General features: G+C 63.4%; 7 protein-coding genes and 1 pseudogene. 5 read left to right on the top strand and 3 right to left on the bottom strand.

Features of this window, described 5'->3' with window-relative positions; genetic code table 11:
• From AB4Z51_RS22570 to AB4Z51_RS22560, 3 genes and pseudogenes are all read right to left on the bottom strand, one after another.
• Nucleotides 1-148: pseudogene (locus AB4Z51_RS22570) on the bottom strand (ABC transporter permease); the annotation flags it as partial.
• A 10-nt stretch (nt 149-158) separates the two neighbouring features.
• Nucleotides 159-1139: an ABC transporter permease gene (locus tag AB4Z51_RS22565; RefSeq protein ID WP_063984746.1), complete on the bottom strand. Its 981-nt coding sequence runs from the start codon at nt 1137-1139 to the stop codon at nt 159-161.
• Nucleotides 1140-1243: 104 nt separating this feature from the next.
• Entirely contained in the window at nt 1244-2839 is a 1596-nt protein-coding gene (locus tag AB4Z51_RS22560; RefSeq protein WP_085404385.1) for an ABC transporter substrate-binding protein, read from the bottom strand.
• Nucleotides 2840-3224: 385 nt separating this feature from the next.
• Between AB4Z51_RS22560 and AB4Z51_RS22555 the strand changes: the two genes are divergently transcribed.
• The 5 genes from AB4Z51_RS22555 to AB4Z51_RS22535 all read left to right on the top strand — a co-directional run bounded on the left by AB4Z51_RS22555 (nt 3225) and on the right by AB4Z51_RS22535 (nt 10254).
• Entirely contained in the window at nt 3225-3482 is a 258-nt protein-coding gene (locus AB4Z51_RS22555) for a DUF6489 family protein (RefSeq protein WP_071915885.1), read from the top strand.
• Nucleotides 3483-4283, top strand: coding sequence for an esterase/lipase family protein (locus AB4Z51_RS22550; protein ID WP_085404384.1), 801 nt, complete (start codon nt 3483-3485; stop codon nt 4281-4283).
• A 46-nt stretch (nt 4284-4329) separates the two neighbouring features.
• The gene (locus AB4Z51_RS22545) at nt 4330-5880 is read left to right on the top strand and encodes a WS/DGAT/MGAT family O-acyltransferase (protein WP_028157105.1); all 1551 of its coding nucleotides are present in this window, start codon (nt 4330-4332) and stop codon (nt 5878-5880) included.
• Nucleotides 5881-5890: 10 nt separating this feature from the next.
• Nucleotides 5891-6886 (top strand): alpha/beta fold hydrolase, encoded by a 996-nt coding sequence (locus tag AB4Z51_RS22540; RefSeq protein WP_028146842.1) that lies wholly within the window; start codon nt 5891-5893, stop codon nt 6884-6886.
• A gap of 131 nt (nt 6887-7017) precedes the next feature.
• A complete protein-coding gene (locus tag AB4Z51_RS22535; protein ID WP_085404382.1) occupies nt 7018-10254 on the top strand; it encodes a bifunctional cytochrome P450/NADPH--P450 reductase in 3237 nt (1078 codons plus the stop codon).
• Nucleotides 10255-10262 lie beyond the last annotated feature (8 nt).

Genomic DNA, 10262 nt, shown 5'->3' with positions numbered 1-10262 from the left:
CGGTAATGGCCGCCGCCACCATGGTCAGCTTGGAGCGGCGGAACGAATAGAAAATGTCGCTGTCGAGCGCGCGGCTGAGCCAGCTGCGGGCGGCATGCGTCGGCAGYGTGCTCTGCTTGTCGGAATTTGAGGCGACTACGTCGGACATGGAGGCTGCCTCATGCGGCGCGGCCGATGGTCGAGCGCAGGCGCGGATCGACCACGGTGTAGAGGATGTCGACCACCAGATTGATGGTGACGAAAATCAGAGAGACCATCAGCAGGTAGGCGGCCATAATCGGGATATCGACGTTTTGCACGGCCTGCACGAACAGAAGTCCCATGCCGGGCCATTGGAATACGGTTTCGGTGATGATCGAAAATGCAATAACCGAGCCAAACTGTAGTCCGGCCACCGTGATGACGGGAATGAGCGTGTTCTTCAGTGCGTGGCCGAAATGGATGGCACGGGTGGTCAGCCCGCGGGCCCGAGCGAAGCGAATATAGTCGGTCCGAAGCACTTCCAGCATTTCCGCGCGCACCAGCCGCATGATCAGGGTCATCTGGAACAGGCCGAGCGTGATCGAGGGCATGATCAGCGCCTTCAGGCCCGACAGCGTGAGCAGCCCCGTCGTCCACCAGCCGAGCTTGACCACCTCGCCGCGACCGAACGAGGGCAACCAGCCCAATGTCACCGCGAACAGATAGATCAGGAGAATGCCGATCAGGAAAGTCGGCAACGAGATGCCGATCAGCGAAACCGCCTGGAATAATTTGGCGAGCACGGTGTCGCGTTTGAGCGCCGAATAGACGCCCATCAGGATGCCGAACACCATTGCGAATACGGTCGCGCAGATCGCCAGTTCCAGCGTCGCGGGCATGCGCTCCATCAACAGCGTAGAGACCGGCTGACGGAACTGATAGGAGACGCCGAATTTGAACTGCGCGGCGTTGCCGAAATAGCGGACGAACTGCACCGGCACGGGATCATCGAGGCCGAGCGATTTGCGCACGGCTTCGCGTTCGGCCGCCGACGTATCGATCGAGACGATCTGGTTGACCGGGTCGCCGGCGAAGCGGAACATCGAGAACGCGATGATGCCGACGGCGAACATGACGCCGATGGCCTGAAGGGCGCGGCGAAGAGTGAAAGCGAGCATGCCTTCCACTATCCTTGGGTGTGCGTTTGGCTGACGTCTTTGTCAGCCGGAAAAGGAAAGGTCCCGGAAGCCTGACGCTGCCGGGACCTCGTGTTCAACTGTCGCTATTCCTTCTTGGTCGCCCAGTGGAACATGACCAGATTGTCGGCGCGCTGCGGCAGGTTGACCTTCTTTGATACGCCCCAGGCCAGCGCCTGCTGGTGCAGCGGGATGTAGGACCAGTCCTTGTTGCCGATTTCGTAGGCCTGCTTGATCAGCTGGTTGCGCTTGGCGGTGTCGGTTTCGACCAGCACCTTGTCGGTGATGGCGTCGAACTCCTTGTTGCAGTAACCGCCGAGATTGGCTTCGCCGCGCGAGGATTTGGCATCGTCGCGGCAGCCCATGATGTCAAAGAGCACGTTGTGGGAATCCATCGTGCTCGGCGTCCAGCCCAGCATGTAGAACGAGGTCTGGTAGCCGCCTTGCTTCAACACCTTGGCGAAGTATTGCGCCTTGGGCTGCGCCAGCAGATTGATCTTGACGCCGATGCGGGCGAGCATGCCGACGACGGCCTGGCAGATCGCGGCGTCGTTGACGTAGCGATCGTTCGGGCAATCCATGGTGACCTCGAAGCCGTCGGGGTAGCCGGCCTCGGTCAGGAGCTTCTTGGCGCCTTCAGGGTCGAATTTCGGCCGGGTGAACTCCTTGGACAGCAGGAACAATTCCGGAGCGATCATCAACGCCGACGGCGTCGACAGCCCGCGCATCACGCGCGTCTTGATCAGCTCGATGTCGATCGCCTTGTAGAAGGCCTCGCGGACGCGGATGTCCTTGAATGGGTTCTTGCCCTTGATGCTGGAGTAGAGCAACTCGTCGCGGACTTGATCGAAGCCGATGAAGATGGTGCGCAGCTCCGCCCCCTTCAGCACCTGGGCGTTCGGGCTCGAATCGACGCGGGAGATGTCCTGGATCGGCACCGGCTCGATGACGTCGACTTCGCCCGACAGCAGCGCGGCGACGCGGGTGGCGTCGGAGGCGATCGGGGTGAAGATGATCTCCTTCAGGTTACCTTCGACCTTGCCCCAGTAATTGGGATTGGCCTTGAACACCGTCTTCACGCCGGGCTGGTGGCTCTCGATGATGAAGGGACCGGTGCCGTTTTCGTGGAGCGAGGCGTAGCTCGGCGTGGTCGCCGCCACCGGCGTCGGGTCGACGACGTTGTTCTCCTCGGCCCATTTCTTGTCCATGATGTACCAGACATCCCACGCGTTATGCAGGATGGGATTGGGCGAGGGCAGGACGAAATCGACGGTGTAGTCGTCGACCTTGATCACCTTGACGTCCGGAGCAAGGCGGGTCTGCATGTTGGACCCCTTCTTGCGGACGCGATCGGCCGAGAACAGCACGTCGTCGGCGGTGAAGGGATCGCCGTTGTGGAATTTCACGCCTTTGCGCAAATGGAAGCGCCAGCGGGTCGGCTCCGGGGTTTCCCAGCTTTCCGCCAGCGCCGGAATGATCTTGAGGTCCTTGTCGCGCGCGGTGAGGCCTTGATAGACGTGACCGAGATGGGCGTGAGTGGTGCTCTCGTTGAGGGTATAGGGATCTAGCGACTTCAGGTCACCCTGGTTGGCATAACGTAGCGTCTGGCTCGACGCCGACGAGACCGTCAACGCAAACGTACCGGCGAGCGTCGCCGCAAACAGAGTTCGACCGACTGACATTCTTGACCCTCTCCACTCTGCCGCGCCGTGATTTTTGATTGTTCGGCGGGCGTCCCAATCCATGTTGCCCAGAGTCCACGACCCGTGCAAGCGCCATTCCAGCAAGGAACGCGCCAAGTTGCGCCGCTGTGCAGCAATGCTGGCCGACAATCTGGCGGCGAGGGGTTCGCGGGCGATATTCGACTTTCGATCGGTGAAGTCCCCGGCCGCGGGGCCCTCGTGCCCCGCCGGGCGCCGAGGAAGCGGGCTCATGGCGGGCGCGATTTCATTGACCATATCCGCCGATCGCGGAAGCAAGGCCGGCCGCCAGCCTCAGGTCGCTTGCGTTGCACACCGTCTCGCGGCGATACTGCGACAGGCCGCTCGAATCTCATCTGGAGGGGACATGAAAGTTAACATCGAAATTGACTGCACCCCCCTTGAAGCCCGCCAGTTCTTCGGACTACCCGACGTGATGCCGATGCAGACCGCCGTGATGGACAAGTTGCAACAGCAGATGATGTCCAATATCGACAAGGTCTCGCCGGAATCGCTGATCCAGAGCTGGTTCACCTTCGATCCCAAGATCGCCGAGCGGTTTCAGGACATGTTCGTCACCATGGCCGGTCTCGGCAGCCCGCGCAGCGGCGACAAGAAGAAATAAATGTCGCCCGGGCCGGACGAGCCGCAGGGGTCGGGCCGGCTTCGTCCGCCGAGCCTCGGCCTGCTGCTGGCCGAAGCCCGTGGACTTTTCGAATTCAACGCCAGCGTAATGCTGTCGCCGCTCCTGATGCGCGCGCCCAGGGGCGACGGCCATCCGGTGCTGGCGCTGCCGGGCTTTCTTGCCAGCGATCTTTCGATGGCGCCGATGCGGCGCTATCTCAGCGAGCTCGGCTATGAGGCGCATGCCTGGCGGATGGGGCGCAATCTCGGTGGGCTGGAACGGATGAGGGAAGCCCTGCGCAAGCGCCTTGCCGAAATCCACGCCACGAGCGGACGCAAGGTCAGCCTGGTCGGTTGGAGTCTCGGCGGCGTCTATGCCCGCGATCTCGCGCTCCAGGCGCCCGAGATGGTCCGTTACGTCGTCACGCTCGGCAGCCCGTTTGCCAACGACGTGCGGGCGACCAACGCCACGCGGCTGTACGAAGCGCTGACCGGCGAGCGTGTCGAGGATTTCGCCGAACTGCGCGAGGCGATCGCCGGCGATCTGCCGGTGCCGGCGACGTCGATCTATTCGCGCGCCGACGGTGTCGTGAACTGGCGAACCTGTTTGTTGCGTCCCTCCGACCGCGCCGAGAACATCGAGGTGCACCTGGCGAGCCATATCGGGCTCGGCGTGAACCCCGCGGCGCTGTGGGCCGTGGCGGACCGCCTGGCGCAACCGGAGGGGGAATTCTGGCCGTTCGACCGGGCAGGGCCGTTTGCCATTGCATATGCCCCGCCGGAACGGGCAGTATCGGCCTGACGAGAAGCGCCGGCAAAGGCGCCCGTCGAAACGAGCGGAGGGAACTATGGCTGACGGTAAGAAGCTGTCGTCGCTGGACGCATCATTTCTCTATCTGGAAACGCCGGAGATGCCGATGCATGTCGGCAGCATGGCGATCTTTCGCCTGCCTGACGACTACAAGGGCGACTTCTTCGAAGACTTCAAGGCGATGATCGTCTCGCGCCTGCACATCGCACCGATCCTGAAGGCACGGCTGGAGAAGGCGCCGCTCGATATCGATCATCCCTCCTGGGTCGAGGACGACCAGTTCGACATCGACCGCCACATCTTCCGCGCCAGCCTGCCGCAGCCGCGCGACCGCGCCACGCTCGAACGCATCGTCGGCTGGATGCACGCCAAGCTCTTGAACCGCGCCCGGCCGCTCTGGGAGTTCTACGTGTTCGAGGGCATGAAGGACAACGAGGTCGGGCTCTATTCCAAGATGCACCATGCCGCCATCGACGGCGGCGCCGGGGCGGCGCTGACCAACATGATCTACGATATCTCGCCCACCCCCCGGAAGGTCGATCCGCCGACGGCGGGCAGCAAGCCCGGACAGGAGCCGCGCGACATCGCCGCCAACCTGCTCGATTCCTATCAGCAGCTCTTCACCCAGCCGCTCGATGCCTCGGCCGCCGCGAAGAACCTGCAATTGCCGCGCACGGGCAAGAGCGACATCGGCTCGATCCTGTTCGACAATGCGATGTATCAGATCGAGAGCGCGGTGCGCTTCGCCGGCAACATCCCGACCATGGTCAAGAGCGTCTCCGACGTGCTCGGCAAAATCTCCGATCCGAAATCCCGGGAAAGCCTCGCCAGCATGGTGTCGCCGCCGACCATGCTGAACAAGACGATTTCCTCGGAACGCAGCTTTGCCGGCGTCTCGATCTCGCTGTCGCGTTCAAAGGCGCTCGCCAAGCAGGCCGGCGGCAAGCTCAACGACGTGGTGCTGGCGCTCGCCTCCGGCGTGGTCCGGCGCTACCTCCAGCAATATGGCACGCTGCCGGCRAAATCGCTGACCGCCGCCGTGCCGATCTCGCTGCGCGAGGAAGGCAACACCGAGGCCAACAACCAGGTGTTCGGCATGATCTGCTCGATCGCGACCAATATCGACGATCCCAAGGCGCGGCTGGAGGCGATCATCGCGCAGTCGACCAAGTCCAAGGAGATGTCGCATCCGTTGCGGGCCCTGATGCCGCAGATTTCCAACATCTCGATGCTGGGTGCGCCGATGATGGTGCAGGTTCTGGCGCTGCTCTACAGCCGCTCGAACCTGTCGGATGTGCTGCCGCCGGCGGCCAACATCACGGTGTCCAACGTGCCGGGGCCGCGGCAGACGCTCTATGCCGCCGGCGCGGAGCTGTTGCACATCTTCCCGGTGTCGATCTCGACGCATGGACAGGCGCTCAACATCACCGTGCAGAGCTATCGCGACCAGCTCGACTTCGGCTTCATCGTCGGCGCCAACATCATTCCGCACGTGCAGGTGATGTGCGACATGCTGCCGGAGGAGTTCGCCGCGCTGGAGGCGGCCTACGCGCCGCCGGCGGCCGACGTCAAGGGCGCCGCAGAGTAGGAATATTGCGATGATTGAGATGCCACCGCTCAAGTTCGTGCAGACGAACGGAATCCGCATGGGCTACTACGAGGCGGGCCCGGTCAGCGACAAGCCGCCGATGGTGCTGTGCCACGGTTGGCCGGAACTCGCCTTCTCCTGGCGTCACCAGATCAAGGCGCTAAGCGAGGCCGGCATCCGGGTGATCGCGCCGGACCAGCGCGGCTATGGCGCGACCGACCGGCCCGAGCCGGTCGAGGCCTACGACATCGAACATCTGACCGGCGACCTCGTTGGGCTCCTCGATCATCTCCAGATCGACAAGGCCATCTTCGTCGGTCACGACTGGGGCGGCTTCATCGTCTGGCAGATGCCGCTGCGGCACATCGACCGGGTTGCGGGGGTGGTCGGCATCAACACGCCTCACACCAACCGTGCCTGGGCCGATCCGATCGAGCTGCTGCGCGCTCGCTTCGGCGACAAGATGTACATCGTGCAGTTTCAGGATCCGGCGCGTGAACCCGACAGGATCTTCGGCAGTCGCGTCGAGCAGACATTCGATGCGTTCATGCGCAAGCCGGCGCCGCGCCCGCCCGATGCGCCGGCTGAGGAAGTGATTGCCGGCGTGGGCGCTTCGCCGCGGGTCAATCTGGCGTTTCCGCAGATGATTGCGGCTTACGACGCGAAGCACGATCCGCGCACGCCGATCCTGTCGCCGGAAGAGAAAAAGGTGTTCGTCGACAATTTCACCAGAACGGGCTTCACCGGCGGCATCAACTGGTACCGCAACATGTCGCGCAACTGGACGCGCGCCGAAGGGCTCGATCATACGGTGCGGGTGCCGTCGCTGATGATCATGGCCGAGAACGACGCGGTGTTGCCGCCGTCTTCCGCCGATGGCATGGACAAGCTGATTCCCGATCTCGAAAAATACCTGGTCCGCGACAGCGGCCATTGGACGCAGCAGGAGAAGCCGGAAGAGGTCAGCGCCAAGCTGATCGAATGGCGTAGAAGGCGGTTTGGTTAGCGCTCGTCGTTGCGAACGCGTCATTGCGAGGAGCGAAGCGACGAAGCAATCCAGACTGCCTCCGCGGATATATTCTGGATTGCTTCGCTTCGCTCGCAATGACGACATTGAGGCAGGGGGACTACATTTCGATGTCATCCAAGAACCGTCTGGACCCGATTCCGCAGCCGCCGACCAAGCCGGTGGTCGGCAACATGCTGTCGCTGGATTCGGCCGCGCCGGTGCAGCACCTGACCCGGCTTGCCAAGGAGCTCGGGCCGATCTTCTGGCTCGACATGATGGGTTCGCCGATCGTCGTCGTCTCCGGCCATGATCTCGTCGACGAGCTGTCCGACGAGAAGCGCTTCGACAAGACGGTGCGCGGTGCGCTGCGCCGCGTGCGCGCGGTCGGCGGCGACGGCCTTTTCACGGCCGACACCAGGGAGCCGAACTGGAGCAAGGCGCACAACATCCTGCTTCAGCCGTTCGGCAACCGCGCCATGCAGTCCTATCACCCGAGCATGGTCGATATCGCCGAGCAGCTCGTCAACAAATGGGAACGGCTCAACGCCGACGACGAGATCGACGTCGTCCATGACATGACCGCGCTGACGCTGGACACAATCGGCCTGTGCGGCTTCGAGTACCGCTTCAATTCCTTCTATCGACGCGACTACCATCCCTTCGTCGAGTCGCTGGTGCGCTCGCTCGAAACCATCATGATGACGCGCGGCCTGCCGTTCGAGCAGCTCTGGATGCAGAAGCGCCGGAAGACGCTCGCCGAAGACGTCGCCTTCATGAACAAGATGGTCGACGAGATCATCGCCGAGCGCCGCAAGAGCGCCGAAGGGATCGACGACAAGAAGGACATGCTCGCCGCGATGATGACCGGCGTCGACCGTTCGACCGGCGAGCARCTTGACGACATCAACATCCGCTACCAGATCAACACGTTCCTGATCGCGGGGCACGAGACCACCAGTGGCCTGCTGTCCTACACGCTCTACGCTCTGCTCAAGCACCCGGACATTCTCAAGAAGGCCTATGACGAGGTCGACCGCGTCTTCGGCCCCGACGTCAACGCGAAGCCGACCTACCAGCAGGTGACGCAGCTCACCTACATCACGCAGATCCTCAAGGAAGCTCTGCGGCTGTGGCCGCCGGCGCCGGCCTATGGCATCTCGCCGCTGAACGACGAGACTATCGGCGGCGGCCAGTACAGGCTTAGGAAGGGCACCTTCATCACCATCCTGGTGACGGCGCTGCATCGCGATCCCTCGGTCTGGGGTCCGAATCCGGACGCCTTCGATCCCGAGAATTTCAGCCGCGAGGCGGAGGCCAAGCGGCCGATCAACGCCTGGAAGCCGTTCGGCAATGGCCAGCGCGCCTGCATCGGCCGCGGTTTTGCGATGCACGAGGCGGCACTCGCGCTCGGCATGATCCTCCAGCGCTTCAAGCTGATCGACCATCAGCGCTATCAGATGCATCTGAAGGAAACGCTGACGATGAAGCCGGAAGGCTTCAAGATCAAGGTACGTCCGCGCGCCGATCGCGAGCGCGGCGCCTATGGCGGTCCTGTCGCAGCTGCGTCCTCGGGGCCGCGGGCGCCTCGTCAGCCGACGACGCGGCCCGGCCACAATACGCCGATGCTGGTGCTGTACGGCTCCAATCTCGGCACGGCCGAGGAGCTCGCGACGCGCATGGCCGACCTTGCCGAGATCAACGGCTTTGCCGTGCATCTCGGGCCGCTCGACGATTACGTCGGCAAGCTGCCGCAGGAGGGTGGCGTGCTGATCATCTGCGCCTCCTATAACGGCGCGCCCCCTGACAATGCGACGCAATTCGTCAAATGGCTCGGCGACGATCTGCCGAAGGATGCCTTTGCCAATGTGCGCTACGCTGTGTTCGGCTGCGGCAACAGCGATTGGGCGGCGACCTATCAATCGGTGCCGCGCTTCATCGACGAGCAATTGTCGAAGCATGGTGCGCGCGCGGTCTATCCGCGCGGCGAAGGCGATGCGCGCAGCGATCTCGACGGCCAGTTCCAGAAATGGTTCCCTGCGGCCGCGCAGGTCGCCACCAAGGAATTCGGCATCGACTGGAATTTCACCCGCACCGCGGAGGACGATCCGCTCTATGCGATCGAGCCTGTCGCAGTAACCGCCGTCAACACCATCGTCGCGCAGGGCGGTGCTGTCGCGATGAAGGTGCTGGTCAATGACGAGCTTCAGAACAAGTCCAGCGCCAATCCGTCCGAGCGTTCGACGCGCCATATCGAGGTGCAGCTGCCGTCCAACATCACCTACCGCGTCGGCGATCATCTGAGTGTGGTCCCGCGCAATGATCCGACGCTGGTGGATTCGGTTGCCCGTCGCTTCGGCTTCCTGCCGGCGGACCAGATCAGGCTTCAGGTCGCCGAAGGCCGCCGCGCGCAGCTGCCGGTCGGCAATGCCGTCTCGGTCGGACGCCTGCTCAGCGAGTTCGTCGAGCTGCAGCAGGTGGCGACACGGAAGCAGATCCAGATCATGGCAGAGCACACCCGCTGCCCGGTCACCAAGCCTAAGCTGCTGGCCTTCGTTGGCGAGGAGGCCGAGCCGCTCGAGCGCTATCGCACCGAGATTCTGGCCGGGCGCAAATCGGTGTTCGACATGCTGCTCGAATATCCGGCCTGCGAGTTGCCGTTCCACGTTTACCTGGAAATGCTCTCGCTGCTGGCGCCGCGCTACTATTCGATCTCGTCGTCGCCGTCGGTCGACCCGGCGCGATGCAGCGTCACGGTCGGCGTGGTCGAAGGGCCGGCCGCCTCCGGGCGCGGTGTCTACAAAGGCATCTGCTCGAATTATCTCTCCAACCGGCGTGCGGGCGATGCGATCTATGCCACCGTGCGCGAGACCAAGGCCGGCTTCCGGCTCCCGGATGAGTCATCGGTGCCGATCATCATGATCGGCCCGGGCACCGGGCTTGCGCCGTTCCGCGGCTTCCTCCAGGAGCGCGCTGCGCGCAAGGCGAAAGGCGCCGCCCTCGGTCCGGCCATGCTGTTCTTCGGCTGCCGCCATCCCGACCAGGATTTTCTCTACGCGGAGGAGCTGAAGGGGCTGGCGGCAAGCGGCATCACCGAGCTCTTCACGGCATTCTCGCGTGCAGATGGACCGAAGACCTATGTGCAGCACATGCTTGCCGCGCAGAAGGACAGGGTCTGGCCGCTGATCGAGCAGGGCGCGATCATTTATGTCTGCGGCGATGGCGGCAAGATGGAGCCCGACGTGAAGGCCGCGCTCGTTGCGATCCATCGCGAGAAGAGCGGCAGCGATGCCGCCACAGCTGTGCGCTGGATCGAGGAGATGGGCGCGAAGAACCGCTATGTGCTGGACGTCTGGGCGGGAGGGTGATTGTTCGT

The organism is Bradyrhizobium sp. 2TAF36 (genome assembly GCF_052114925.1).
Taxonomy (GTDB): domain Bacteria; phylum Pseudomonadota; class Alphaproteobacteria; order Rhizobiales; family Xanthobacteraceae; genus Bradyrhizobium; species Bradyrhizobium barranii.
Note: the sequence above shows the minus strand (reverse complement) of the source record. Positions and strands in the feature narration are given on the sequence as shown.

Excerpts from the sequence above, each read along its gene's own strand:
- AB4Z51_RS22565 (WP_063984746.1), bottom strand. The coding sequence starts at position 1,139 with ATGCTCGCTTTCACTCTTCGCCGCGCCCTTCAGGCCATCGGCGTCATG.
- AB4Z51_RS22560 (WP_085404385.1), bottom strand. The coding sequence starts at position 2,839 with ATGTCAGTCGGTCGAACTCTGTTTGCGGCGACGCTCGCCGGTACGTTT.
- AB4Z51_RS22555 (WP_071915885.1), top strand. The coding sequence starts at position 3,225 with ATGAAAGTTAACATCGAAATTGACTGCACCCCCCTTGAAGCCCGCCAG.
- AB4Z51_RS22550 (WP_085404384.1), top strand. The coding sequence starts at position 3,483 with ATGTCGCCCGGGCCGGACGAGCCGCAGGGGTCGGGCCGGCTTCGTCCG.
- AB4Z51_RS22540 (WP_028146842.1), top strand. The coding sequence starts at position 5,891 with ATGATTGAGATGCCACCGCTCAAGTTCGTGCAGACGAACGGAATCCGC.